Annotated in this window: 27 protein-coding genes; 13 read left to right on the forward strand and 14 right to left on the reverse strand. The window is 72.8% G+C overall.

The window, feature by feature from the left end; all coding sequences use genetic code 11:
• Positions 1-130 precede the first annotated feature (130 nt).
• The 3 genes from AC07DU_RS00360 to AC07DU_RS00370 form a co-directional block, all read right to left on the reverse strand.
• Entirely contained in the window at positions 131-1,288 is a 1,158-nt protein-coding gene (locus tag AC07DU_RS00360) for an ROK family transcriptional regulator (protein WP_360898370.1), read from the reverse strand.
• A 100-nt stretch (positions 1,289-1,388) separates the two neighbouring features.
• Positions 1,389-2,039, reverse strand: coding sequence for a response regulator transcription factor (locus tag AC07DU_RS00365; protein WP_453286116.1), 651 nt, complete (start codon positions 2,037-2,039; stop codon positions 1,389-1,391).
• Between the two features lie 4 nt (positions 2,040-2,043).
• Positions 2,044-3,219: a sensor histidine kinase gene (locus AC07DU_RS00370; protein ID WP_479108792.1), complete on the reverse strand. Its 1,176-nt coding sequence runs from the start codon at positions 3,217-3,219 to the stop codon at positions 2,044-2,046.
• A gap of 107 nt (positions 3,220-3,326) precedes the next feature.
• Between AC07DU_RS00370 and AC07DU_RS00375 the strand changes: the two genes are divergently transcribed.
• From AC07DU_RS00375 to AC07DU_RS00385, 3 genes are read left to right on the forward strand one after another with little or no spacing between them, the layout of a single operon-like run.
• Entirely contained in the window at positions 3,327-4,238 is a 912-nt protein-coding gene (locus AC07DU_RS00375) for an ATP-binding cassette domain-containing protein (protein WP_479036852.1), read from the forward strand.
• Between the two features lie 57 nt (positions 4,239-4,295).
• Entirely contained in the window at positions 4,296-5,048 is a 753-nt protein-coding gene (locus tag AC07DU_RS00380) for an ABC transporter permease (protein ID WP_479108793.1), read from the forward strand.
• 40 nt (positions 5,049-5,088) lie between these two features.
• Positions 5,089-5,526, forward strand: coding sequence for a hypothetical protein (locus AC07DU_RS00385; protein ID WP_360898380.1), 438 nt, complete (start codon positions 5,089-5,091; stop codon positions 5,524-5,526).
• Positions 5,527-5,543: 17 nt separating this feature from the next.
• Here the strand turns inward: AC07DU_RS00385 and mug are convergent, their stop codons facing one another.
• The 5 genes from mug to AC07DU_RS00410 all read right to left on the reverse strand — a co-directional run bounded on the left by mug (position 5,544) and on the right by AC07DU_RS00410 (position 10,805).
• Complete coding sequence (gene mug, locus AC07DU_RS00390; protein ID WP_479109345.1) at positions 5,544-6,092, reverse strand: G/U mismatch-specific DNA glycosylase; 549 nt, start codon at positions 6,090-6,092, stop codon at positions 5,544-5,546.
• On the reverse strand, positions 6,089-7,522 hold the full coding sequence (purB, locus tag AC07DU_RS00395; RefSeq protein ID WP_479108794.1) for an adenylosuccinate lyase: 1,434 nt from the start codon (positions 7,520-7,522) through the stop codon (positions 6,089-6,091). The genes mug and purB overlap by 4 nt, the downstream gene beginning before the upstream one ends.
• Positions 7,523-7,593: 71 nt before the next feature.
• Positions 7,594-8,385 carry an SGNH/GDSL hydrolase family protein gene (locus AC07DU_RS00400; protein ID WP_479108795.1) on the reverse strand — a complete coding sequence of 264 codons (792 nt, stop codon included), beginning with the start codon at positions 8,383-8,385 and terminating at the stop codon, positions 7,594-7,596.
• A 66-nt stretch (positions 8,386-8,451) separates the two neighbouring features.
• Positions 8,452-9,471 (reverse strand): hemolysin family protein, encoded by a 1,020-nt coding sequence (locus tag AC07DU_RS00405; protein WP_360898386.1) that lies wholly within the window; start codon positions 9,469-9,471, stop codon positions 8,452-8,454.
• The gene (locus tag AC07DU_RS00410; RefSeq protein WP_360898388.1) at positions 9,468-10,805 is read right to left on the reverse strand and encodes a hemolysin family protein; all 1,338 of its coding nucleotides are present in this window, start codon (positions 10,803-10,805) and stop codon (positions 9,468-9,470) included. The genes AC07DU_RS00405 and AC07DU_RS00410 overlap by 4 nt, the downstream gene beginning before the upstream one ends.
• A gap of 205 nt (positions 10,806-11,010) precedes the next feature.
• Here AC07DU_RS00410 and AC07DU_RS00415 point away from each other — a divergent pair, with 205 nt between their 5' ends.
• The gene (locus tag AC07DU_RS00415) at positions 11,011-11,433 is read left to right on the forward strand and encodes a GNAT family N-acetyltransferase (protein ID WP_479108796.1); all 423 of its coding nucleotides are present in this window, start codon (positions 11,011-11,013) and stop codon (positions 11,431-11,433) included.
• Between the two features lie 34 nt (positions 11,434-11,467).
• On the opposite strand, the gene bioD is transcribed toward AC07DU_RS00415, so the two are convergent.
• The 3 genes from bioD to bioB are packed head-to-tail and all read right to left on the reverse strand — an operon-like array spanning position 11,468 to position 14,787.
• Positions 11,468-12,214 carry a dethiobiotin synthase gene (gene bioD / locus AC07DU_RS00420; protein WP_479108797.1) on the reverse strand — a complete coding sequence of 249 codons (747 nt, stop codon included), beginning with the start codon at positions 12,212-12,214 and terminating at the stop codon, positions 11,468-11,470.
• 1 nt (position 12,215) lies between these two features.
• Positions 12,216-13,538, reverse strand: a complete 1,323-nt coding sequence (locus tag AC07DU_RS00425) for an adenosylmethionine--8-amino-7-oxononanoate transaminase (protein ID WP_479036838.1) — start codon at positions 13,536-13,538, stop codon at positions 12,216-12,218.
• Positions 13,531-14,787, reverse strand: coding sequence for a biotin synthase BioB (gene bioB, locus AC07DU_RS00430; RefSeq protein WP_360898396.1), 1,257 nt, complete (start codon positions 14,785-14,787; stop codon positions 13,531-13,533). Before bioB ends, AC07DU_RS00425 begins: the two co-directional genes overlap by 8 nt.
• Positions 14,788-14,944: 157 nt before the next feature.
• On the opposite strand from bioB, the gene AC07DU_RS00435 reads away from it, so the two are divergent.
• A complete protein-coding gene (locus tag AC07DU_RS00435) occupies positions 14,945-16,117 on the forward strand; it encodes an 8-amino-7-oxononanoate synthase (protein ID WP_360898398.1) in 1,173 nt (390 codons plus the stop codon).
• Positions 16,118-16,203: 86 nt separating this feature from the next.
• Here AC07DU_RS00435 and AC07DU_RS00440 read toward each other — a convergent pair whose 3' ends face one another.
• Together AC07DU_RS00440 and AC07DU_RS00445 are read right to left on the reverse strand one after the other, a co-directional pair.
• Positions 16,204-16,425: a DUF397 domain-containing protein gene (locus AC07DU_RS00440; RefSeq protein WP_360898400.1), complete on the reverse strand. Its 222-nt coding sequence runs from the start codon at positions 16,423-16,425 to the stop codon at positions 16,204-16,206.
• Positions 16,426-16,437: 12 nt separating this feature from the next.
• On the reverse strand, positions 16,438-17,313 hold the full coding sequence (locus AC07DU_RS00445) for a helix-turn-helix domain-containing protein (protein WP_360898402.1): 876 nt from the start codon (positions 17,311-17,313) through the stop codon (positions 16,438-16,440).
• 197 nt (positions 17,314-17,510) lie between these two features.
• On the opposite strand from AC07DU_RS00445, the gene AC07DU_RS00450 reads away from it, so the two are divergent.
• Positions 17,511-17,960, forward strand: a complete 450-nt coding sequence (locus AC07DU_RS00450) for an ATP-binding protein (RefSeq protein WP_360898404.1) — start codon at positions 17,511-17,513, stop codon at positions 17,958-17,960.
• Positions 17,961-17,981: 21 nt separating this feature from the next.
• On the opposite strand, the gene AC07DU_RS00455 is transcribed toward AC07DU_RS00450, so the two are convergent.
• Positions 17,982-18,374, reverse strand: a complete 393-nt coding sequence (locus AC07DU_RS00455) for a VOC family protein (protein ID WP_479108798.1) — start codon at positions 18,372-18,374, stop codon at positions 17,982-17,984.
• A 319-nt stretch (positions 18,375-18,693) separates the two neighbouring features.
• On the opposite strand from AC07DU_RS00455, the gene AC07DU_RS00460 reads away from it, so the two are divergent.
• From AC07DU_RS00460 to AC07DU_RS00490, 7 genes are all read left to right on the forward strand, one after another.
• Positions 18,694-18,996 (forward strand): urease subunit gamma, encoded by a 303-nt coding sequence (locus AC07DU_RS00460; protein WP_453373550.1) that lies wholly within the window; start codon positions 18,694-18,696, stop codon positions 18,994-18,996.
• 14 nt (positions 18,997-19,010) lie between these two features.
• On the forward strand, positions 19,011-19,322 hold the full coding sequence (locus AC07DU_RS00465; protein WP_360898410.1) for an urease subunit beta: 312 nt from the start codon (positions 19,011-19,013) through the stop codon (positions 19,320-19,322).
• Complete coding sequence (locus AC07DU_RS00470; protein WP_453373549.1) at positions 19,315-21,036, forward strand: urease subunit alpha; 1,722 nt, start codon at positions 19,315-19,317, stop codon at positions 21,034-21,036. The genes AC07DU_RS00465 and AC07DU_RS00470 overlap by 8 nt, the downstream gene beginning before the upstream one ends.
• A 31-nt stretch (positions 21,037-21,067) precedes the next feature.
• Complete coding sequence (locus AC07DU_RS00475) at positions 21,068-21,742, forward strand: urease accessory protein UreF (RefSeq protein WP_453373548.1); 675 nt, start codon at positions 21,068-21,070, stop codon at positions 21,740-21,742.
• 21 nt (positions 21,743-21,763) lie between these two features.
• On the forward strand, positions 21,764-22,459 hold the full coding sequence (gene ureG / locus AC07DU_RS00480) for an urease accessory protein UreG (RefSeq protein ID WP_479108799.1): 696 nt from the start codon (positions 21,764-21,766) through the stop codon (positions 22,457-22,459).
• On the forward strand, positions 22,456-23,241 hold the full coding sequence (locus AC07DU_RS00485; protein WP_479108800.1) for an urease accessory protein UreD: 786 nt from the start codon (positions 22,456-22,458) through the stop codon (positions 23,239-23,241). Before ureG ends, AC07DU_RS00485 begins: the two co-directional genes overlap by 4 nt.
• A 183-nt stretch (positions 23,242-23,424) precedes the next feature.
• Positions 23,425-25,098 (forward strand): alpha/beta hydrolase, encoded by a 1,674-nt coding sequence (locus AC07DU_RS00490; protein ID WP_360898420.1) that lies wholly within the window; start codon positions 23,425-23,427, stop codon positions 25,096-25,098.
• Positions 25,099-25,204 lie beyond the last annotated feature (106 nt).

The following is a 25,204-nucleotide window of genomic DNA, read 5'->3' on the forward strand; positions in this document are numbered from 1 at the left end:
GTCCGGGCCCGGCGGCTGCCGGGCCCGGGCCGTACCGGTTTCGGACGTCCGGAGCTCTTGCCGCGGGCTGCGGCGCCGTGCGGTGCGGTGCGGTGCGGGCGGTTGGTGCCGTGCGGTGAGTTCCGTACGGTCAGCTGCGGCGGGCCGTGACGGTCTTCTCCACCGCGAAGAGCTCTTCCTCGACGTGGTCCAGCGCGAGCCGGAGGGCGCCCGTCGCCACCGCGGCCTCGCCGAGCAGGGACAGGGCCACCCGCGGCGGGCGCAGGCAGTAGCGCTCCAGCTCCCGGCGCAGCGGTTCCAGGACCCCGTCCAGGCCGGCCGCCCAGCCGCCGACGACCACTAGCTCCGGATCCATGGCCAGCACGAGTGCCGCCACGTCGTGCACCAGCCGTTGCAGGAACCGTTCGACGGCGGCCACCGCCCGCTCGTCGCCCCGCTTGGCCATCGCGAAGACCTCGGCGACCGCTGGCTCGTCCAGCGGATGCAGCGGCTCACTGGTGGTCGAGAGCAGCCGCTCGGGCGTGACTTCGCGGCCCAGCAGGTGCAGGGCGCCGATCTCGCCGGCGGCCCCGCCGAAGCCGCGGTGCAGCCGGCCGCCGATCAGCGACCCGGCGCCAGGACTGAGCCCCGCCATCACGAACACCATGTCGCCGGTGTCCCGGGCGGCGCCCTTCCAGTGCTCGGCGACCGCCGCCGCGTTGGCGTCGTTCTCCACGTGGACCGGGCAGCGGAACGAGCGCCGCAGCCGCTCTCCGAGCGGCAGCCCCGTCCAGCCGGGCAGCGCGGTGCCGAGGCGGACCGTGCCGTCCGCCTCCACGATCCCGGGGCTTGCGACCCCGACGGCCCACAAGGAGTCCCGGGGCACGCCGGCGCGGCGCAGCAGATCGGCGACGGCCGCCCGCACCCGCTCCAGCCGCTCGTCGGCGGACGCGGTCTCCGCGACGTCCTTGGTGCCGGCGCCGATGATGCGGCCGTCCAGTCCGGACAGCAGCACCGCGATGCGGTGCGAGCCGATCTCGATGCCGAGCAAGTGCCCCGCTTCGACCCGGAACCGGAACCGTCTGGCCGGTCGCCCTTGGCGCCGCGCGCCCTCCTCCGCGTCGGCCTCGACGACCAGCCCGGTCGCCATCAGCCCCTCCATGACGCCCTCGACGGTCGGCCGGGAGAGGCCGGTCACCCGGGTGAGGTCGGTGAGGGTCGCAGATCCGGTCGCGCGCAGTGCGCGCAGCACCACGGCGGAATTGATCCGCCGGAGCAGAGAGGGATCCCCGCCGGTCAGCTGCCCCAACGTGTGTCCTCCCAGCTAGCGAGCTTGTCAGCCGGATCGTACTGTGCGCGCCGGGCGGCGGCGAGAAGCAGCCCCCCGTAGGCCGCGAGCAGCCCCTCCCTCACGCCGGGGCGACGAACCCCGACTCGTACGCCGCGATCACCGCCTGGGTGCGGTCCCTCGCCCCCAGCTTCGCCAGAATCGCGCTGACGTGCGACTTGACCGTTTCCGTACCGATGATCAGCTCGGACGCGATCTCCACGTTGGTGAGCCCCCGCGCCATGAGCCGCAGCACTGCCTCCTCCCGCTCGGTCAGGGCGGCCCGCTCCAGCGCCGCCCGGGCCCGCCGGTTCCCGTACTCCGCGGCCAGGGCCCGCACGGCCGCCGGGAAGAGCAGCGTCTCGCCCTCCGCCACCAGCCGTACCGCGTGCACGATCTCCGAAGGCCGGGCCCTCTTCAGGAGGAACCCGTCCGCGCCGGCCCGCAGCGCCTGGTAGACGTACTCGTCGTTCTCGAAGGTCGTCACCACGAGGATCTTCGGCGGGCGGTCCACCGTCCGCAGGACCGCGCGGGTCGCCTCGATCCCGTCGAGAAGCGGCATGCGCACGTCCATGGCCACCACGTCGGGCCGCAGCTGTCGCACGAGCGGGACCACTGACGCCCCGTCGGCCGCCTCACCCACCACTTCGATGTCGGGCTGGGCGTCCAGGACGGCACGCAGACCCGCGCGCACCAGGGGCTCGTCGTCCACGAGCAGTACGGTAACCGGCATCCGGTCAGCGTATTCGCTCCAGCGGAAGCCGGGCGTGCACTCTCCAGCCGCCCTCATACGGTCCGGTCTGCGCGTCTCCGCCGAGCAGAGCGGCCCGCTCCCGCATCCCGCGCAGCCCGCTGCCCCCGCCCACCGTGACGGCGGGCCGCTGAGGCAGCGGATTCGTCACCTCCAGGTCCAGCCGGCCCGCGGCCATCTCCACCCGCACCCGAACCGGCACGGGGCCGCAGTGCCTCAGCACATTGGTCAGCGCCTCCTGCAGGATCCGGTACCCCTCCCGGGTGACGGGCCCCGGCAAACTCTCCAGGGGACCGGTCAGTTGTGCGTCCACGGCGGAGCCGGAAGCCCGCGCCGACTCCAGCAACCGGTCCGCCTCCACCAGCGTCGGCCGCTGCGAGGGCTGCTGCGCCGACTCCCGCAGCACCATGAGCACCCGTTCCAGGTCCTCCAGCGCGGCCCGGCCCGTCTCCTCGATCGCGCTCAGCGCCCGGTCCGTGAACTCGGGATCACCCGCGGCCCGCGCCGCCCCGGCCTGTACGACCGCCACCGTGAGCGCGTGCCCGATGGAGTCGTGCAGCTCCCGCGCGATCCGGGTCCGCTCCAACAGCTGCTCGGTGCGCGCCTCCAGGGCGGTGAGCCGTTCGGCCGCCGAAGGCCCGAGCAGCCGCCTGGCGATCCGGGTGATCACCTCACCGAGGAGCACCACGACGACGAGGAGCACGATCAGCGGCACCGGGGCGAGCAGAGCCGCGGCCCAGCGCGGCGGGGCGAACCAGATCGCCGGATCGCCGGCCGGCGTGTGTCCGAGCGCCCTCGCGATGAGCTCGACCGACGCCAACGGCAGGGTGACGGTGGCGAACATGGCCGCGCCCGAGACGACCAGCCGTATCTCCAGCCACAGCAGCGTCCGCCACCGGTCGCTCCACCGCTTCGACGGCGCGGCGCTGATACCGCTGTCGGCAAAGTCGCGTTCGTCCGGGGTCAGCAGGAACTGCGCCTGCAGACCCTCGGCCAGCCGCACCCAGGGCACGAACCCGAACGGTATGACGATCAGCAGCGGAACCCACGGCCATGCGGGGTTGATGAACATCCAGATGGCCAGCAGCAGGAGGGGAACGCACAGGTGCAGCCAGCGCGAGTACGTCACCGGGAGGAACGGAGCACGGAGCAGTCGGTACATGCCCCCATCGTGACAGCGGGCAGGTCAAGGGCGTCTCCCCCACGTGGGGGAGACGCCACCCTCGCATGGGGGAGGGAAGGGGGTGGGCCGGCCGGGACTCTGGAGTCATGAACCGCATCGAGCTCCGAGAACTGACCAAGGACTACGGCACCCACCGCGTCGTGGACCACCTCACCTTCGACGTCCTGCCCGGCCGTGTCACGGGATTCCTGGGACCCAACGGCGCCGGCAAGTCCACGACGATGCGGCTGCTGCTGGGCCTCGACCGGGCCACCTCGGGAACGGCCACCATCGGCGGTCGCCGATTCACCGAACTCCAGGCCCCCCTGCACGAGGTGGGAGCCCTGCTCGACCCACAGGCGGCCCACGGCGGGCGCACGGCGCGCGACCACCTCCTCGTACTGGCCGCCAGCAACAACATCCCGGCGGCGCGGGTGGACGCGGTACTGGAGCAAGCCGGCATAGCCCCGGTGGCCCGTCGGCGGGTCAAGACCTTCTCGCTGGGGATGCGCCAGCGCCTGGGCATCGCCGCCGCCCTGCTGGGCGACCCCGGGGTGCTCCTGCTGGACGAGCCGACCAACGGACTCGACCCCGAGGGCATCATCTGGATCCGAGGGCTGATGCGCGCACTCGCCGCCGAGGGACGCACGGTCCTGGTGTCCAGTCATCTGATGGCGGAGACCGCCTCGTTCGTCGATCACCTGGTGGTCCTCGGGCAGGGCCGGCTGCTCGCGGACACCTCGATCGGGGAGTTCATCGAAGCCCGCAGCAGCCCCAGGGTCCGGCTGCGGACCTCCGACCCGGACCGCTTGCGGGCCGCCTTGGAGGGTGAGGGCTGGAAGCTGAGCGCCGCGCGTGACGGGCGTTGGACCGTGGACGGCGTGCAGGCCGAAGCCGTCGGAGCCCTCGCCGCCCGCGCAGGGGTTCCGATGATCGAGCTCACCGACGAGAGGGCCTCGCTGGAGGAGGCCTATCTCGACCTCACGGCCGACCGCGCCCCGTTCTCCACCCCCGGCTGACTCCGTCCACCTCTGCCCTCTGCCACCCACCGCCTGACTCGACTTGGAGGCCCTGCCATGACCATAGCCGCCCTGCCCACCGTCCCCGTCCTGCGCTCGGAATGGATCAAGATAAGGTCCGCCCGATCGGTCCTCGGCTCCCTCATAGCCGTTTTCGTCGCCACGGCCGGCATCACGGTGCTCACCGCAGCGGCGATCGGAGCGGGGGAGGAAGGCGCCTTGGGGGAGGACCGGCTGCTCGGCGCGTTCTACGGCATCAACTTCGGGCAGATAGCGGCCATCACCTTCGGTGCCACCGCGCTGGCCGGTGAGTTCAGGGCGGGGGCCTTGCGGGTCTCGCTGACCGCCGTGCCCAACCGGACCCGGTTGTACCTCTCGAAGGTCGCCGTGGTCGGCGCGCTCGCCTTCCTCGTGGGGCAGGTCACCGGCCTCATCACGTTCCTCGCCGGGCAGGCCTTCATGGGCCCCGACGCACTCGGCCTGGGCGACCCGGGCGCGGTGCGGGCGGTCTTCGGCAGCGGTGTCTACCTGATGCTGATCGCGCTGCTCTCGGCGGGCCTGACCGCCCTGGTCCGCAGTGGCACGCTCGTGATGAGCCTGCTCATACCCTTCCTCCTGATCGTTCCCTTCGTCGTCGGCCAGGTCGTGGGCGGCGCCGGGCAGTTCATGCCCGACCGGGCCGGGCAGATGGTGATGCGGATGCACGCGCAGGGCTCCCTGGGGCCCTGGGGCGGGCTCGGGGTGGCCGCCCTGTGGGCGATGGCGGCGCTGGTGGCCGGCTGGTTCGCGGTGCGGCGCAGGGACGCGTGACGCCAGGCCAGTTGTCAGTGGTGGTCGGGATACTGACGATATGACCACGGCAGAGCACCTCGACACGATCGACCGGCTCCGGGCAGGGGAGTTCCCCGCCGAGCCGGTCCGGTCCGGCGGGCAGATCAGCGGCCCGGGCTATCACCTCGTCCAGCTGGGATGGACGCGGGACTTCTGGGACGACGACGGTTCGGGCCGGGCGGAGGCGGCCGATCAGATCGCCGCCGAGTACGAGGCGCTCACCCAGGCCCTGGCCGATCGGTGGGGGGACCAGCAGGTCTTCAGCGTCGCGTCGCTGCTGGACCGGGGGCTCGACGGGGAGGAGATACCGCAGCCGTGGGACCTGGTGAGCGACACCACTGACCATGTGCATCTGTGGCGGGCCGAGGAGCAGTGGCTGGTGGCCTATGTGGCGCGGTGGGACAGCGAGGACCCCTACGTGCTGATGGCAGGAGTCACGGTGATCGACCCGCCGTGAGAACCGGTGGGCACGCCCTACGGGATGTCGGGGGACTCGGCGGAGGCGCGGAGGCGGGCGTACTCCTGGGCCATGGACTCGGCGGTCCAATGGGCGTTGAGGCCGCTGGGGTTGGGGAGCGCCCAGACGCGGGTGGAGCCGATGGTCCGCTCCTGGGGGCCGATCTGGGCCTTTCGCTCGCCGAAGGCGGTGCGGTAGGCGGTGACGCCTACGACGGCGAGCCACTGGGGGCGCAGTAGTTCCACCTTGGCCGCCAGGATGCGGCCGCCCTCGCGGAACTCCTCGGCGCTCAGCTCGTCGGCGCGGGCCGTGGCGCGGGCCACGACGTTGGTGATGCCGAGCCGGTAGGTCAGCAGCTCCTCCTGCTCGGAGGGGGCCAGGCGGCGCGGGGTGAAGCCGGAGAGGTGCAGGACGGGCCAGAAGCGGTTGCCGGGGCGGGCGAAGTGGTGGCCCGTGGCGGCGGAGAGGAGACCGGGATTGATGCCGCAGAACAGCACGCGCAGACCGCCCGCGACCACGTCCGCAAGGACGCGATCACGGGCGGCGTCGAGCTCGTCGGGAGTCAGAGGATCGACCCCGGGGCGTATCCGGCGGCCGCCGGGTGGTGCTTGGCGATCGCCTCGATGCGGGAGATCACCGCCGCGACCTGGTCGCCCGCGGCGCCGGTGAAGGACAGCTTGTCGGCCATCAGGGCGTCGAGCTGAGCCCGGTCCAGCGGCATCCGCTCGTCGGCGGCCAGCTTGTCCAGCAGCTCGTTGCGCTCGGCACCCTGCTCGCGCATGGCGAGGGCGGAGGCGACGGCGTGCTCCTTGATGACCTCGTGGGCGGCCTCGCGGCCGACACCGGCCCGCACCGCGCCCATCAGGACCTTGGTGGTCGCGAGGAACGGCAGGTAGCGGTCCAGTTCGCGGGCGACGACCGCCGGGAAGGCACCGAACTCGTCGAGGACGGTCAGGAAGGTCTCCAGCAGTCCGTCGAAGGCGAAGAAGGCGTCCGGCAGGGCCACGCGACGTACCACGGAGCAGGAGACGTCGCCCTCGTTCCACTGGTCGCCGGCCAGCTCGCCCGTCATCGAGGCGTAGCCGCGCAGGATGACCATCAGGCCGTTCACGCGCTCGCAGGAGCGGGTGTTCATCTTGTGGGGCATCGCGGAGGAGCCGACCTGGCCGGGCTTGAAGCCCTCGGTGACCAGCTCGTGGCCGGCCATCAGGCGGATCGTCTTGGCGATCGAGGACGGGGCGGCGGCGAGCTGCACCAGCGCGGTGACCACGTCGTAGTCGAGCGAGCGGGGGTAGACCTGGCCGACCGAGGTGAAGGCCTGGGCGAAGCCGAGGTGGGCCGCGATCCGCTGCTCCAGGTCGGCGAGCTTGGCGGCGTCGCCGCCCAGCAGGTCGAGCATGTCCTGGGCGGTGCCGACCGGGCCCTTGATGCCGCGCAGCGGGTAGCGCCCGAGGAGGTTCTCCAGGCGGTCGTAGGCGACCAGAAGCTCGTCGGCCGCGGTGGCGAAGCGCTTGCCCAGGGTGGTCGCCTGCGCGGCCACGTTGTGGGAGCGGCCGGCCATGACCAGCTCGGCGTGCTCGCCGGCCAGCTTGCCGAGGCGGGCGAGGACGGCGACCGTGCGGTCCCGGGCCAGCTCCAGCGAGAGCCGGATCTGCAGCTGCTCGACGTTCTCGGTGAGGTCGCGCGAGGTCATGCCCTTGTGGACGTGCTCGTGACCGGCGAGGGCGTTGAACTCCTCGATGCGGGCCTTCACGTCGTGCCGGGTGACCTTCTCGCGCTCGGCGATGGAGGCCAGGTCGACGGTCTCCAGGACGCGCTCGTAGTCGGCGAGGGCGGCGTCCGGCACCTCGATACCGAGGTCCTTCTGGGCGCGCAGCACGGCGAGCCACAGCCGCCGCTCCAGCGTCACCTTGTACTCGGGGGACCACAGGACGGCGAGCTCCGCGGAGGCGTAGCGGCCGGCCAGGACATTGGGGATGCGGGGCTTGGCTGTCACGTGGAGTGATTCTACTTGGGCCCCGGCTGTGTGTTTACGCAGGTAGGGCCACCGCCCCGGATTGTGGCTTGCTACGAGACCGCGGGGTCCTCGTAGGGCATGTAGGGCAGCAGCTCGGGGCGCTTGGCCGGGCGGCCGTCACCGGAGGAGCGGCCCGTCAGGCGGCGGCCGATCCAGGGGAGCAGGTGCCGGCGGGCGAAGCTCAGGTCCTGCGTCCGGCGCACCGCCCAGCCAGGCGGCGCGGCGGCGGGCAGTTCCGTGCGCCACTCCTCTTCGGCGGGCAGGCCCAGTGCCTGCCACACTGCCTCCGCCACCCGGCGGTGGCCCTCGGCCGTCAGGTGCAGCCGGTCGACGTCCCACATCCGCGGGTCCCCGAGCGCCGGTGCCCCGTACAGGTCCACCACCAGGGCGCCGTGCCGGTCGGCGAGCTCCTCGATGATGACGAAGAGCTCTTCCATGCGCGGCCGGAAGCGTTCCATCACCGGCCCGTTGCGCCCCGGGGAGCGCATCAGGACGAGGTGTTTGCAGCAGGGCGCGAGGATCTCCACGGCGGACTCCAGGTGGGCCCGGACCCTGCCCATGTCCACCTTGGGGCGCAGCGCGTCGTTCAGCCCGCCCACCAGGGTCACCACGTCGGCGCCCATGGCCGCCGCCACCGGTGCCTGGTCCTCGGCGATCTGCCCGATCAGCTTCCCGCGGACCGCGAGGTTCGCGTAGCGGAAACCCGGTTCCCGCGCGGCGAGGCGGGCGGCCAGCAGGTCGGCCCAGCCCCGGTAGGAGCCGTCCGGAAGGAGGTCGGACATGCCCTCGGTGAAGGAGTCGCCGACCGCGACGAGACTGCTGTAAGAGGTGTTCATATCCATGGCGCCATGATGTTACCGCGCGGTACCCCGGCCCCGGAGGGCCAGGGACCACGCGTCCCGGACGGCTCAGGCGGACGCGGGCCTGCCGAACAGCTCCCGCAGGACGTCCTCCATCGTCACCAGCCCCGTCATGGTCCCGTCGGCACCGAGGACCGCCGCCAGGTGCGTACGGCTGCGCCGCATGGCGGTCAGCACGTCGTCCAGCGGGGTCTCCGCCCGGACCTGGGCGATCGGCCGCAGCGCCGAGACCGGGAACGGCTCGTCCTGTGCGTCCGCCTCCAGGGCGTCCTTCACGTGCAGGTAGCCGAGGATGCCGCGCTGCGCGTCGATGACCGGGAAACGGGAGTAACCGGACTCGGCCGCGAGCCGCTCCAGCCCGGCCGGCGTGATGCCCTCCCGCGCCGGCACCACCCGGTCGGCCGGCAGCACCACGTCCCGCACGGGTCGGCGGCCCAGCTCCAGGGCGTCGTGCAGGCGCTCGCTCGCCCGGTCGTCGATGAGCCCGGCGTCACTGGAGTCCTTGACCATCCGCGCGAGCTCATCGTCCGAGAAGGTCGCGGCGACCCCGTCCTTGGCCTCGACGCGCAGCAGCCGCAGCAGGGTGTTGGCGAAGGCGTTGATCGCGAAGATCACCGGCCTCAGCCCCCGCGTCAGGGCCACCAGCGGCGGTCCCAGCAGCAGCGCGGTGCGCACCGGCTCCGACAGGGCGACGTTCTTCGGCACCATCTCGCCGAAGAGCATGTGCAGGTACGTCGCCAGGGCCAGGGCCACGACGAAGGAGACGGCGTGCGTCACGCCGCCCGGCACCCCGACGGCGTCGAACATCGGGGTGAGCAGGTGGGCGATGGCCGGCTCGGCCACCACACCCAGCACCAGGGTGCACAGCGTGATGCCCAGCTGGGCCGCTGCCATCAGCGCCGACAGGTGCTCCAGGCCCCACAGGACGGCGCGGGCCCGCCGGTCGCCCTGCTCGGCGTACGGCTCGATCTGGCTGCGCCGGACCGAGATCATCGCGAACTCGGCGCCGACGAAGAAGGCATTGACCACCAGGGTCGCCAGACCGATCAACAGCTGGATCACGGTCATCGGGCGTCCCCCTTCGGGTCGTCAGCCGCTTCGGCCGGGGCGTGCAGCAGCACCCGCGCGGCCCGTCGCCCGCCCGCGTCCACCACGTCCAGCCGCCAGCCGCCCAGCTCCAGACGGTCGCCGACGGCCGGGATCCGGCCCAGCTCCGTCGCTATCAGGCCGGCCAGGGTCTCGTACGGCCCGTCCGGCACCCGCAGGCCGATCCGCTGGAGCTGATCGGTGCGCGCAGCGCCGTCGGCGGAGTAGAGCAGGCGCCCGGAGTCGTCCGTACCGGCCGGGGCCAGGTCCGAGGTCTCGTGGGGGTCGTGCTCGTCGCGGACCTCGCCGACCACCTCCTCGACGATGTCCTCCAGCGTGGCCACCCCGGCCGTGCCGCCGTACTCGTCGATGACCACGGCCATCGTCTGTTTGCCGGACAGCCGGTCCAGCAACCGGTCCACGGTCAGGGACTCCGGTACGAGCAGGGGCTCGCGCAGCAGCTGCGCCACCGGATAGCGGTAACGCTCCTCGGCGGGCAGCGCCAGCACGTCCTTGATGTGGACCGTGCCGACGACGGTGTCGAGGCTGCCGCGGTAGACGGGGAAACGGGACAGGCCGGTGGCCAGCGTCGCGTTCGCCACGTCCCCCGCGGTGGTCTGCACGTCGAGGGCGGTGACCTGGACGCGCGGGGTCATCACGTTCTCCGCGGTCAGATCGGCCAGATTCAGGGTCCGCACGAACAGCTCGGCGGTGTCCTTCTCCAGGGCGCCCGCCTTCGCGGAGTGCCGCGCCAGCGCCACCAGCTCCTGCGGTGTGCGCGCGGAGGCCAGCTCCTCGGCCGGCTCCATGCCGAAGCGGCGCACCATGTGGTTCGCGGTGGTGTTGAGGTGGCTGATCAGGGGCTTGAAGGCCCGGCTGAAGACCCGCTGCATCGTGGAGACGCGCTTGGCGATCGCCAAGGGGGAGGAGATGGCCCAGTTCTTGGGCACCAGCTCACCGATGACCATCAGGACGACCGTCGACACCACGGTGCCGAGCACCAGGGCGGTGGAGGACGCGGCTGAGGCCGACAGACCCACGGACTGCAAGGGGCCCTGGAGCAGGGTGGAGATCGAGGGCTTGGAGATCATGCCGATGACCAAGCCGGTCACGGTGATGCCGAGCTGGGCGCCGGAGAGCTGGAACGTCAGGGTGCGGACGGCTGCCAGGGCGCTGTCGGCCCCGCGTTCGCCGCGTTCGACGGCCCGTTCGAGCTCGCTGCGCTCGACGGTCGTCAGCGAGAACTCGGCCGCGACGAAGACCCCGCAGGCGACGCAGAGCAGCAGTGCCACGACGAGCAGGAGCACTTCGGTCATCGGTCGATCACCTCCGTCCCATGATCGGCCAGGAGGAGGGGTACCGCGCGATGTCGCGAACGGCTATGTCGTGGACTGGGAGGCTCGCCCATGGGCGGACGCTCACACCTTTCACCTGAGGGGACCTTTGCACCCATGGTAAAGGACGGGCAAAGGCGGCGGATCATTCTTTTGGGGGAGCGCGGCCGGGTGATGGGATCGGGACATGAGTGATCTTCATATCGGCCCCGCGTCGGCTGCCGACCTCGACGCCGTCCTGGACTTCTGGAAGGCCGCCGCCGAGGGCACGAGTATCAGCGACGACCTCGCCGGCGTCGAGCGCCTCCACGACCGGGACCCGGACGCCCTGCTGCTCGCCCGGCGCGACGGCGAGCTCGTCGGGACGGTGATCGCCGGGTTCGACGGCTGGCGCTGCCACCTGTACCGGCTGGCCGTGCACCCGGGGTACCGCAGGCAGGGAATCGCGGCGGCGCTGCTGGCGGCCGCCGAGCAACGGTTCACGGAGCTCGGCGGCCGCCGGGGCGACGCGATGGTGCTCGACCGCAACGAGCGGGCGCACCGGGTGTGGGACGCGGTGGGGTACAGCCCGCAGGAGCAGTGGACCCGCTGGGTCAAGTCGCTCGGTTGAGGGGCGTCTCGCGGCCGGGGTGCGTGGACCTGCCTCAGGCGTCCGCCGGGGCGCCGTAGGCCGGGGGAGACCAGGCGGCGAGGAACGCCTGCGCCGACCAGGTGCCCGACAGGCCGGGGGCCAGCCAGGTCGGGGCCGCGGTGCGGAACCGCTCCGGCGGCAGGGCTCCCGACCCCTCGGGGACGGCGCCCAGCAGGGGCAGGCCCGAGGTCCGGGGGAAGTCCGCCAGGTTGCAGCGGGCGGCCAGGTCCGGGCTCTGCGGCCAGCTGCCCACCACCACGCCCAGCGCCGCCAGATCGCGGGCCCGCAGGGCCTGCGCCGTGAGGGCGGTGGAGTTGAGGGTCCCGAGACCCGCCGGGGCGACGATCAGGGTCGGGGCGCCGAGGAGGCGGGCCGCGTCGGCCAGGGTGTTGCCCTCGTCGTCGAAGTGCACGAGCAGCCCGCCCGCACCTTCCACCAGGACCAGGTCGTGGTCCGCGGACAACTGCCGCGCGGCCTCCGCGACCTGCGCCGGGGAGACGGCCGCCAGCCCCGCCCGGCGCGCCGCGGTGTTCGGGGCCAGGGGTTCGGGGTAGCGGGCCAGTTCCACCGCCGTGACGGAGGAGCCGGCCAGCCGGACCGCCTCAGCGGCGTCCCCCGGTTCCTGCGGCCCGACGCCCGTCTGCGCGGGCTTGAGCACCGCCACCGTACGGCCGGCCGCCACCGCCGCGGCCGCGACCGCCGAGGTGACCACCGTCTTGCCGATCTCCGTGCCCGTCCCGGACACGACCCATACGGACATCTCAGCCTTCCTGCGCGGCCGCGCACACCGCACGGCAGATACGGGCCACGTCGGCGTCGCCGGTGACGAACGGGGGCATCACGTAGATCAGGTCGCGGAACGGGCGCACCCACACGCCCTCGCGCACCGCGGCCCGGGTCGCCGCCGCCACGTCGGCCTCGTGGTCGAGCTGCACCACGCCGATCGCGCCCAGGACGCGTACGTCCCGCACGCCGGGGACCGCGGCCGCGGCCGCCAGCCCCTCGCGCAGGCCCGCCTCGATCCGCTTGACTTCGGTCGCCCAGTCCTGCCCGAGGAGGAGGTCCACGGAGGCGAGCGCCACGGCGGTGGCGAGCGGGTTGCCCATGAACGTCGGCCCGTGCGCGAGCACCGGGACCTCGCCCTGGGAGATCCCGTCGGCCACCCGCTCCGTGCACAGGGTCGCGGCGAGGGTGAGGTAGCCGCCGGTCAGTGATTTGCCCAGGCACATCACGTCGGGGGTGATCCCCGCGTGGTCGGCCGCGAAGAGCGCGCCCGTGCGGCCGAAGCCCGTCGCGATCTCGTCCAGGATCAGCAGGACCCCGTACTCGTCGCACAGTTCCCGCAGCACCCGCAGGTAGCCCGGGTTGTGGAAGCGCATGCCGCCGGCCCCCTGGACCACGGGCTCCACGATCACCGCGGCCAGCTCGTCCGCGTGCGCGGCGACGAGCGAGCGCAGGTGGTCGGCGTAGGCCGGGTCCACGGGGGTGTCGAAGCCTCCGGGCGGCGCGTCCGCGAAGACCTGCCGCGGCAGGTGACCCTGCCACAGCTCGTGCATGCCGCCCTCGGGGTCGCACACGGCCATCGGCTGCCAGGTGTCCCCGTGGTAACCGCCGCGCCAGGTCAGCAGCCGGGTCTTGCCCGACCGCCCCAGTGAACGCCAGTACTGCAGGCACATCTTGACCGCGACCTCGACCGACACCGAGCCCGAGTCGGCGAGGAAGACGTGCTCCAGCCCCGCCGGGGTGATCTCGACGAGCCGCGCGGCCAGCCGGACGGCGGGCTCGTGGGTGAGTCCGCCGAACATCACGTGCGACATACGGCCCAGTTGCGCGGTCACGGCCTCGTTGAGTACCGGGTGGTTGTAGCCGTGGATCGCCGACCACCAGGAGGACATGCCGTCGACGAGCTCGTCGTGGCCCTGCCCCTGGGAGGGCTCGGCCAGCCGCAGCCGCACCCCCGAGGCGGAGGCGATGACCAGCGGTTCCTGCCGCCCGGGCATCGGGCCGTACGGGTGCCAGACGTGCTGGCGGTCCAGCGCGAGGAGTTCCGCGCCGGCCGACAGCTGGTCGTGCTGATCAGGCATTGGGGGCGACGTCCGTTCCCGCCCCGCGGCGCCGCACGGCCACCAGGTCCGAGCGGACCTCGCCGGCCTCGGCCTGAGCCCGTACGGGCGTCGCCTCCGCGTGCCCGTGCCCCGAGCAGCCGCCGCACGCCGAGCCGCAGCCCGCCGGGGCCTCGCCGGCCGCAGCCGCGTCCGCACCCGAACCGCAGAGGGAGGCGCCGCCGTTCGAGCCGCAACCGCCGCCGGGGGCCGCGGCCGCCGCGTCGGAGCGGTGCGAGGGCAGGGTCGTCGTACCGGCGCCCTCCACCTCGAAACCGGCGTCCGCGATCATGTCGAGGTCCGCCTGGCCGGCCTGGCCCTCGCTGGTCAGGTAGTCGCCCAGGAAGATCGAGTTGACCAGGTGCAGGGCCAGCGGCTGCATCGAGCGCAGGTGCACCTCGCGGCCGCCCGCGAGCCGGACCTCGACGTCGGGGCAGACGAAGCGCACCATGGCGAGGATCCGCAGGCAGCGCTGCGGGGTGAGGTTCCACTCCTTGGCGAGGGGGGTGCCCTCGAAGGGGATCAGGAAGTTGACCGGCACCGAGTCGGGGTCCAGCTCGCGCAGCGAGTAGACGACGTCGACCAGGTCCTCGTCGCTCTCGCCCATGCCCGCGATCAGGCCGGAGCAGGCGGACAGACCGGCGGCGTGCGCCTTTTGCACCGTGTCGACCCGGTCCGCGTAGGTGTGGGTCTTGGTGATCTGACCGTACGTCGCCTCGGAGGTGTTGAGGTTGTGGTTGTACGCGTCCGCGCCCGCGTCCCGAAGCCGCTCCGCCTGCCCGTCCGAGAGCAGCCCGAGGCACGCGCAGACCTCGATGCCCTCGTTCTGCTCCTTGATCGCCTCGATCGTCTTGCCGACCCGGTCCACGTCCCGGTCCGTCGGCCCGCGGCCGCTGGCGACCAGGCAGACGCGCTTCGCGCCGCCCGCGACACCGGCGGCCGCGGCCTGGGAGGCCTCTTCCGGCTTCAGCCACGTGTACTTGAGGATCTCGGCCTTCGATCCGAGGCGCTGGGAGCAGTAGGAGCAGTCCTCGGGGCACAGGCCCGACTTCAGGTTGACCAGGTAGTTCAGCTTGACCCGACGCCCGAACCACTGGCGGCGCACCTTGCCGGCCGCGGCCACCACGTCGAGCAGTTCGTCGTCAGAAGTCGCCAATACGGCGAGCGCTTCTTCGCGGGTCGGCAGCTCGCGCCGCAGCCCCTTGTCCACCAGGGTGTTCAGCAGGTCCATGAACCCGATCCTGGACCACACGACCGCTCCCGGCCAAGGAGAGATCGCACAACATGGCCGGATGGGTGTGTGTGTATCGCCACACCTGGCGCGGAGGTCGCGGCGGCTAGGGTTCGGGCAGGTCTGTGGACTGCCGACAAAACGCGAGGACATGCCGATGCCCCAGCACACTCCCGACCCGGTGGGTGTCTTCGACTGGATCGATGCCGCGGAGGCCGCGCGCGAGCGGGCCGGGCTGGTCCGCACGCTCCGCCCGCGGCCGTCGCCGTCGCCCCTGCTGGACCTCGCGAGCAACGACTACCTCGGCCTGTCCCGGCACCCCGAGACCATCCGCGGGGCCCAGGAGGCGGCCCAGCGCTGGGGCGCCGGCGCCACCGGCTCCCGGCTGGTCACCGGTACGACCGAGCTCCACGCGGAGCTCGAACGGGAACTGGCAGCCTTCTGCGGTTTCGAGGCCGCGCTGGTCCTGTCCTCCGGATACGCGGCCAACCTCGCCGCCGTCACCGCGCTCAGCGACCGGGGCACGCTGGTCGTGTCCGACGCGGGGAACCACGCCTCGATCGTCGACGGCTGCCGCCTCTCGCGCGCGGAGACCGCGGTGGTGGCGCACAGCGACCCGGACACCGCGCGCAAGACGCTCGCCGCGCACGAGGGCCGGGCCCTGCTGGTCAGCGACTCGGTGTTCTCCGTCGACGGGGACGCCGCCCCGCTGGCCGCGTACGCCGCCGCCTGCCGCGCCGAGGGCGCGGCCCTGGTCGTGGACGACGCCCACGGGCTGGGCGTCCTGGGCGAGGGCGGCCGCGGCGCGCTGCACGCGGCCGGGCTCGCGGGCGCGCCCGACGTCGTCGCCACCATGACCCTCTCGAAGTCCCTGGGCAGCCAGGGCGGGGCCGTGCTCGGCCCGGCGAAGGTGATCCGGCATCTCGTCAACACGGCGCGCACCTTCATCTTCGACACCGGGCTCGCCCCGGCCGCGGCGGGCGCGGCCCTCGCGAGCCTGCGCCTGCTCCAGCGCGAACCGGAGCGCGCCGGCCGCGCCCGCGAGGTGGCCGCCCTGCTGTACGGGCAGCTGACCGCCTCCGGCCTGACCGCGGCCCGGCCGGACGCGGCCGTGGTGTCGGTACGGGCCCCGTCGGCGTCGGCGGCACTGCGCTGGGCCGCCGACTGCCGCGAGGCAGGTCTGTCCGTGGGGTGCTTCCGGCCGCCGTCGGTGCCGGACGGCATCTCCCGGCTGCGGCTGACCGCCCGGGCCGATCTCACGGAGGACGAGATCGAGCGGGCCGTCGGGACGATCCTTCGGACCGCGCCCGCCGGCGCCACGGACCGCTAGTTCCTGTCGTCAACGCGGCGAGGTGCGGCGCCGGACACCGCGGGCCAGGCGGGACTTTGACGACAGGGCATAGGGTTCGGGCGGAGTTACGGAAGGGGCTGCGCCCGGACCGTGGCGAGGAAGCCGTCCCAGGCCGGCCCGGTGAAGAGCACGGCCGGGCCGTCCGCCCGCTTGGAGTCGCGGACGGCCAGCAGGCCGTCATCGAGGACGGCCGCCTCCACGCAGTTGTTCATTCCGGTACTGCGGCTGCTGCGCCGCCACCGCGCGCTGATCAGAGGTCCGCTGGAACTCGGGGGGGTTGCGGACACAGGGGTGCCTCCTTACGCGTCGCCAGCAAGTGAGCTGATGAGATCCGACGAGTCCTGGGGCGGGAGGGCGTGCGCCTGGATGGTGCGGAACGCGGCGCTGTACGCCTCTAGGTCTTCCTTCCGCTCCAGATAGAGGCTACTCGTCAAATGGTCGAGTACCACCACATCCAGATCGGCGATGTTCGGAAATGAGAAAATGACGAACGGCCCGGTGAGGCCGAGATGGCCCCCTACGCTGAACGGAAGCACTTGCAGCCGCACTTGGGGGAGCCGGGACACCTCCACCAGGTGCCGCAGCTGCTCCGCCATCACACCCGGCCCGCCGATCTGCCGCCGCAGCACCGCCTCGTCCAGCACCGCGCTCAGCTCCAGCGGCGGATCCGCCCGCAGGACCGCCTGCCGGGCCAGCCGTACGTCGACCAGCGCGTCCACCTTCGGTTCCGGGAGCCCGCCCAGCGCGGCCCTGGTCACGGCCCTGGCGTAGCCGGGAGTCTGCAACAGCCCCGGCACCACGGACAGTTCCACGGTGCGGGCCGACCGGGCCCCCGCCTCCAGGCTGATGAAGTCCCGGTACTCCTGCGGCAGCAGTCCCCGGTAGTCGTGCCACCACTGGCGGCCCCGCCCCGTGTCGCCGGGACCCGCGGCCGAGGCCGACAGCGCCTCCAGTAACGCGCGCTGCTCCGGGCGCACGATCTCCCCGTAGGCGTCGAGGAGCAACCGGATGTCCTCCGGTTTCACGCCACTGCGGCCCGTCTCGATGCGGCTGATTTTCGACTGGTGCCATCCCACGATCCGGGCGGCCTCACCACTGGTGAGCCCGGACCGGTCACGCAGAGCACGCAGTTCCTCGCCGAGCTTGCGCCGGCGCACCGCGGGACCGTGCTGCACGTCCGCCTCCTTCCACCGGCACAGCTCGCACCAGTCTGCCGTCCAAATACGCTCTTCCGTAGCGGAGTTCACCGCATCGAGCGACAGATATATGCACATCTTGGGAGAAGGGCTGATACGGCGGCACGATGGGTGGCACTCTGGCGTCCAGCACAGATCCGGGGCGGCTGCGTCCCGGTGGGAAAGGGACCGTCGTCATGGCAGATCACCAGGAAGCATCCGTCACTCTGCCGAGCGATCCCGCTTCGGTCTCCGCCGCCCGGCGCTACGTCGCGGAGGTGCTGAGCGAATGGGGACTCCCCGACGACGCGGAGACCGCGGACAGCGTCCGGCTGATCGTCTCGGAGCTCGCCACCAACGCCGTACAGCATACGTTCGGCCAGTCGCCCACCTTCACCGTCGACGTCCGGCTGGAGCGTCAGGAGTGGCTGCGCGTCGGGGTGACGGACAGTCACCCCCGCTGGCCCCGGCGGCTCCCCGCCGCCGTCCAGCAGGACAACGGACGGGGCATGGTCATCATCCGCTGGCTCGCCGCGGAGGCGGGCGGCCGGCTCTCCGTGAGCCCGACGGAGGACGGCGGCAAGACCGTGTGGATCGCCCTGCCCTGGACCGTGGGTGCGCCGGCCGGAAGCGTCACCGGCTGCTGACCCCTCCCACTACGGCCCCGCTCAGACGAGGCCGCGTTCCCCCGCGCTGCGCTCGACGCACAGCTCATTGCCCTCGGGGTCGGCGAGCACGACCCAGCCCAGCACCCCGTCCTGCGCGCGCTGGTCGTCCACGATCTTCGCACCGAGCCCGACCAGGCGCTCGACCGTCTCGTCCCGGGTACCCGTGGGCGGCTGGATGTCCAAGTGGACACGGTTCTTGACGGTCTTGGCCTCCGGCACCCGGATGAACAGCAGTCCGGGCACGCCGGGCTGCCCCGGATCCAGCAGGACCTCGTCGTCGCCCTCGACGCCGTCGGGGTGCACGGGATAGCCCGTGACCGCGGACCAGAACCGGGCGAGCCGGTAGGGGTCGTGAGCGTCGAAGGTGATGTGCCGGACGGGGTTGATGAACATGTCTCTCCTCGGTGGGGGCATCCGCTCGCGCCCCTGTATACGGAACCCCGGCCGGCAGAGGCAACGGAATTGAGCGCGGTGCCTGCCCGAAACCTGGGTTAACCCAACGGAAAAGCGCGGCGCCTAGCGTGGCGGTCACCTCCGTGGCCCCCGCTCCTCCATGATCCGGTAAAGCGGTGGTGGTGGGCACGGAAAGCCTTCCCCTGCGTTGGGCAAGACCTGCTTGGCACGGATACGCGCAGGTCAACACGGTGCCGTCGGCCCACTAGGGTCACCCTCGCCCCCTGTTGACCTTGTCCACGGAAACTTGGTGATACGCGTGCACTTGACACCGCACGAGCAGGAGAGACTGCTCATCCACGTGGCCGCGGACGTGGCCGAGAAGCGCAGGGCGCGCGGGGTCCGCCTCAACCACCCCGAGGCGATCGCACTGATCACGACGCACATCCTCGAAGGGGCCCGCGACGGCCGCACCGTGGCCGAGCTCATGGCCTCGGGCCGCACCGTCCTGCGCCGCGAGGAGGTCATGCCGGGGATCCCCGAGATGATCCACGACGTCCAGGTCGAGGCGACCTTCCCGGACGGCACCAAGCTCGTCACGGTCCACGACCCGATCGTCTGACAAGGAGGCCCCGCATGATCCCCGGCGAAATCGCCTACGGGGACGGCCCTGTCCTCCTCAACGAGGGCCGTCCCGTCACCCGCCTCACCGTGCTCAACGCCGCCGACCGCCCCGTCCAGGTCGGCTCCCACTACCACTTCGCCGAAGCCAACCCGGGCCTCGCCTTCGACCGCGCCGCCGCGCACGGGCTCCGGCTCCACATCGCCGCGGGTACGGCCGTCCGCTTCGAGCCGGGCATCCCGGTCGCCGTGGAACTCGTACCGCTGGCGGGCCTGCGCACCGTACCGGGCCTGCGCGGCGAGACCGGGGGGCCGCTGGATGGCTGAGCTCTCCCGCCAGGTGTACGCCGACCTCTTCGGCCCGACGGCCGGCGACCGGATCCGGCTCGCGGACACCGACCTCTTCGTCGAGATCGAGCAGGACCTCTGCGGCGGCCCCGGCCGGGCCGGGGACGAGGCCGTCTTCGGCGGCGGCAAGGTGATCCGCGAATCCATGGGGCAGGCCCGCACCACCCGGGCACAGGGCGCCCCCGACACGGTGATCACCGGAGTGGTCGTCCTCGACCACTGGGGCGTGGTCAAGGCCGACCTCGGCATCCGCGACGGCCGGATCTGCGGCCTCGGCAAGGCCGGCAACCCCGACACCATGGACGGGGTCGACCCCGCACTGGTCATCGGCCCCGAGACCGAGATCATCGCGGGCAACGGGAAGATCGTCACCGCCGGCGCCATCGACGCGCACGTGCACTTCATCTCCCCGACGATCATCGAGGAGGCCCTCGCCTCCGGGATCACCACCCTCGTCGGCGGCGGCACCGGACCGGCCGAGGGCACCAAGGCCACCACCGTCACCCCCGGGCCCTGGCACCTGGCCCGGATGTTCGCGGCGCTGGAGGCCTACCCGGTCAACATCGGCCTGCTCGGCAAGGGCAACACCATGTCCCGCGAGGCCATGCACTCCCAACTGCGCGGCGGGGCCCTCGGCTTCAAGATCCATGAGGACTGGGGGGCCACCCCCGCCGTCATCGACGCCTGTCTGAGCGTGTGCGACGCGACCGGCGCCCAGGTCGCCATCCACACCGACACCCTCAACGAGGCCGGCTTCGTCGGCGACACCCTCGCCGCCATCGCCGGGCGGACCATCCACTCGTACCACACCGAAGGCGCCGGCGGCGGGCACGCCCCCGACATCATCACCGTGGTCTCCGAGCCCAACGTCCTGCCCAGTTCCACCAACCCGACGCGCCCGCACACCGTCAACACCGTCGAGGAACACCTCGACATGCTGATGGTCTGCCACCACCTCAACCCGGCCGTCCCCGAGGACCTCGCCTTCGCCGAATCCAGAATCCGGCCCTCGACCATCGCCGCCGAGGACGTCCTGCACGACCTCGGGGCCATCTCCATCATCTCCTCCGACTCCCAGGCCATGGGCCGGGTCGGCGAAGTCGTGCTGCGCACCTGGCAGACCGCCCACGTGATGAAGAAGCGGCGCGGCTTCCTCCCCGGCGACGGACCCGCCGACAACCACCGCGCCCGCCGCTACGTCGCCAAGTACACGATCAACCCCGCCGTCGCCCAGGGACTCGCCCGCGAGATCGGTTCGGTCGAGAAGGGCAAACTCGCCGACCTGGTGCTGTGGAACCCCGCCTTCTTCGGGGTCAAGCCCGAACTGGTCATCAAGGGCGGCCAGATCGCCTACGCGCAGATGGGCGACGCCAACGCCTCCATCCCCACCCCGCAGCCCGTCCTGCCCCGGCCCATGTTCGGCAGTTACGGACGCGCGCCCGCCCTGAACTCGCTGAACTTCACCGCGCAGGCCGCGCTCGACGACCACCTGCCCGAGCGGCTGGGCCTCGGCAAGCAGTTCACGGCCATCGAGAGCACCCGCAAGGTGACCAAGACGGACATGCGGAACAACGACGCCATGCCGAGGGTCGAGGTCGACGCCGACACCTTCACCGTCACCATCGACGGGGAGGCCGTGGAACCGGCGCCGGCGGTGGAACTGCCCATGGCGCAGAGATACTTCCTCTTCTGATGGGCGGCCCCCCGCTGATGGAGGCAGTCCGATGAGCCTCGCCGCGCTGCTCGTCCTCGCCGACGGCCGCTTCCCCGCCGGCGGCCACGCCCACTCCGGCGGGGCCGAGGCGGCCTGCAAGGCGGGCCGGATCCACGACGCCGCCACCCTGGAGGACTTCTGCCGGGGCCGGCTCCACACCGCCGGACTCACCGCCGCGTCGCTCGCCGCGGCCGCCGCGCTCGGGATCGACCCGGCGGAACTCGACGCCGCGGCCGACGCCCGCACCCCCTCGCCGGCGCTGCGCACCGCGGCCCGGCGGCTGGGCCGGCAGTTGCTGCGCGCCGCCCGCGCCACCTGGCCCGCCGCCGAACTGGACGCGCTGGCCGCGGGCTTCCCGCGCGGCGCACACCAGCCCGTCGTGCTCGGCCTCACCGCGCGGGCGGCCGGGCTCGGGCCGCGCGAGGCCGCGCACGTGGCGGCGTACGAGAGCGTCAGCGGGCCCGCCACCGCGACCGTGCGGCTGCTCGGCCTCGACCCCTTCGAGGCGAGCGGGGTCCTGGCCCGGCTCGCTCCCGACCTCGACGCCGTCGCGGCCCGGGCGGCCGAGGCCGCGCTGCGGGCCCGCACGGAGGGCCCGCAGGCGCTGCCCGCCGCCTCCTCCCCCCTGCTGGAGATCACGGCCGAGGCCCATGCCGGCTGGCCGGTCCGCCTCTTCGCTTCCTGACCCCCGAAGGAGACACACCCCGTGCACCTCGACCACGCCGTGACCTACCCCCACCGGCACACCCACAGCGCCGGTCCGCTACGGCCCGACGGCACCCGGCGCGCCCTGCGCATCGGCCTCGGCGGACCCGTCGGCTCCGGCAAGACCGCCACCGTCGCCGCCCTGTGCCGCGCGCTCCGCGCCGAACTCTCCATGGCCGTGGTCACCAATGACATCTACACCCGCGAGGACGCCGAGTTCCTGCTGCGCGAGGCGGTCCTGCCGCCCGAGCGGATCACCGCCGTCGAGACCGGGGCCTGCCCGCACACCGCCATCCGTGACGACATCTCCGCCAACCTGGAGGCCGTGGAGGAACTGGAGGAGACCTTCCGGGAGAGCGGCCCGCTCGACCTGATCCTCGTCGAGTCCGGCGGGGACAACCTCACCGCCACCTTCTCCCGCGGACTCGTCGACGCCCAGATCTTCGTCATCGACGTGGCCGGCGGGGACGACATCCCGCGCAAGGGCGGCCCCGGCGTCACCACCGCCGACCTGCTCGTCGTCAACAAGACCGACCTCGCCCCCCACGTCGGATCCGACCTCGACCGGATGGCCCGCGACGCCGCCGCGCAGCGCGGTGAACTCCCCGTCGTCTTCCAGTCGCTGCGCAGCGCCGAGGCAGTGGCCCCGGTCGCCGCCTGGGTGCGCGAGCGGATGGCCGCCTGGACCGTACGGTGACCAGCGCGCCCCCCGTCACCCCGCCCGCGGCGGCCGTGCGGGCCACCGCCCGCATCCGCGCCGTCGCCGACGGGCGGGGCGGCACCGCCCTGCCGCTGCTGGCGGGGGAGGGGCCGCTCGCGCTGCGCCGCACCCGCGGGAGCGGCGCCGAGGCCGGAGTGATGCTGGTCGGTGCGATGAGCGCCCCGCTGGGCGGGGACCACCTCGCCGTCGAGGCCACCGCCGGACCGGGCGCCCGCCTCGCCCTCGCCTCGGCGGCGGCCACGCTGGCCCTGCCCGGACGGGGCGGCGAGAGCGCGCGGTACGACGTACACCTGACCCTGGAGGACGGGGCGTCAGTGCGGTGGCTGCCGGAGCCGCTGGTCTCGGTGCGGGGCAGCGACCTGCGGGCGCACACCCGCGTCCGGCTGGCCCCCACGGCGCGCCTGCTGCTGCGCGAGGAACAGGTCCTGGGGCGCACGGGCGAGGCCCCGGGCCTGCTGCGCAGCCGACTCACCGTCACCCGCGGCGGCCGTCCGCTGCTCGACCAGGAACTCGCCTGCGGCCCCGGCGCACCCGGCGGCTGGGACGGCCCGGCGGGCCTGGCCGGTCACCGGGCCCTCGGCCAACTCCTCGTGGTGGACCCCGCCTTCGCCGAGGACCCGCCGACGGCCGCGGTGCTGGGGGAGTTCGCCGCGGTGACGCCGCTGGCCGGTCCGGCCGTCCTGGTGACGGCCCTGTCCCCGGACGCCCTGCGGCTGCGGGAGTTGCTGGACGCGGCCTGCCGCACCTACCAGCGGTAAGGGGCGACGAATCGGGCACCGCTCAGCGGTACACGCCTTTCCGGTTATCGGGTTGGCAAAGAAGTAGGCGCCGCTCTGTCGCCGGGTCCGGTCAGACGACAAGATCCCCCCTGCGGGTCGATGACCGAAACCCGACCGAACCCGGCCACCCAGGGTGGCACTTGACGCAGGGGGAACAACCACGTGATACGCAACGCGGCGCTGGGGAGCGCCGCCACACTGATCACCGGAACGCTGGCGGCGAGCCTGCTGCTGGCCCCGCCGGCCGCGGCGGCCTCGTACGACAACGACTCCCGCCTCCCGGAGGTGCTGGGCGTGCAGATCGCCGCCGCCCGCGCCGCCCGCACCGGGGTCGACTGGAAGGACTGCCCCGCCGACTGGGGCTTCGAGAAGCCCATCCAGTGCGGCTGGGTGAAGGTGCCGCTCGACTACGCCAAGCCGTACGGCAAGACCATCGACATCGCCGTCGACCGGATCGGCAGCACGGGCACCAAGGAGGAGCGCCAGGGCGCGCTCGTCTACAACCCCGGCGGCCCCGGCGGTTCCGGCATGCGCTTCCCGCGCCGGGTCACCACCAAGAGCCCCCTGTGGGTCAACACCTCCAAGGCGTACGACTTCGTGGGCTTCGACCCCCGCGGCGTGGGCCACTCCGCGCCCGTCTCCTGCATCGACCCGCAGGAGTTCGTCAAGGCCCCCAAGGCGGACCCGGTCCCGGACAGCGAGGCCGACAAGCTCGCCCAGCGCAAGCTCGCCGCCTCCTACGCGGACGGCTGCAAGCAGCGCAGCGGCGAGATGCTGCCGCACATGACCACGCCGAACACCGCGCGCGACCTCGACGTGATCCGCGCCGCCCTCGGCGAGCAGAAGCTGAACTTCCTCGGCGTCTCCTACGGCACCTACCTCGGCGGGGTCTACGCGACCCTCTTCCCGACCCACGTGCGCCGCATGGTCGTCGACAGCGTGGTCGACCCCGCCCAGGACAACATCTGGTACGAGGCCAACCTCGGCCAGGACGTCGCCTTCCAGACCCGTTGGAACGACTGGCAGGACTGGGTCGCCAAGAACGACGCGGTCTTCCACATCGGCGACACCCGCGCCAAGGTCGAGGCCAAGTACCAGGAGCTGCGGGCCACGGCGAAGGCCAACCCGATCGGCGGGGTCGTCGGCCCGGCCGAGCTCATCGGCTTCTTCCAGGGCGCCCCCTACTACGACTCCTCCTGGGTGCCCGTCGCGAAGACCTGGGCCGCCTACGTCGCCGGTGACACGCAGGCGCTGGTCGACGCGATCGCCCCGGACATGTCCGACCTCAAGGGCAACGCGGCGTCGGAGAACAGCAACGCCGTCTACACCGCGGTCGAGTGCGCCGACGCCAAGTGGCCCACCAGCTGGACCAAGTGGGACAGGGACAACACCAAGCTGCACGAGCAGTACCCGTTCCTGACCTGGTCGAACGCCTGGATGAACCTGCCCTGCGCGACCTGGAAGGCCAAGCAGAGCACCCCGATCGACGTGCGCTCCAAGCGCGGGCTGCCGCCCGTGCTGATCGTGCAGTCCGAGCGTGACGCGGCCACGCCGTACGCGGGCGCGGTCTCGCTGCACAACCGCCTCGCCGGCTCGCGCCTGATCACCGAGCAGAACGCCGGCTCGCACGGTGTCACCAGCCTGCTGAATCCCTGCATCAACACGCGGGTGGACACCTACCTGCTGACCGGCAAGGTCGACGCCCAGGACGTGACGTGCGCTCCGCACGCCACCCCCGTCGCCCCGGCCGCGGCCACCGCGAAGGCCCTGACGGCCGACGCCCAGGCCGAGGCTTCGGCGCTCCCCGCGGCCGAGGAGCTGCCGGCCGTCCGCTAGGCCCCGTCGTCAAAGTCCCGCCTGGCCCGGGGGGGGGGGGGGGGGGGGGGGGGGGGGTGGGGGGGGGGGGGGGGGGGGAGGGGGGTGGGGGGGGGGGGGGAGTGGT

This window comes from Streptomyces sp. NPDC045695, from assembly GCF_056432025.1.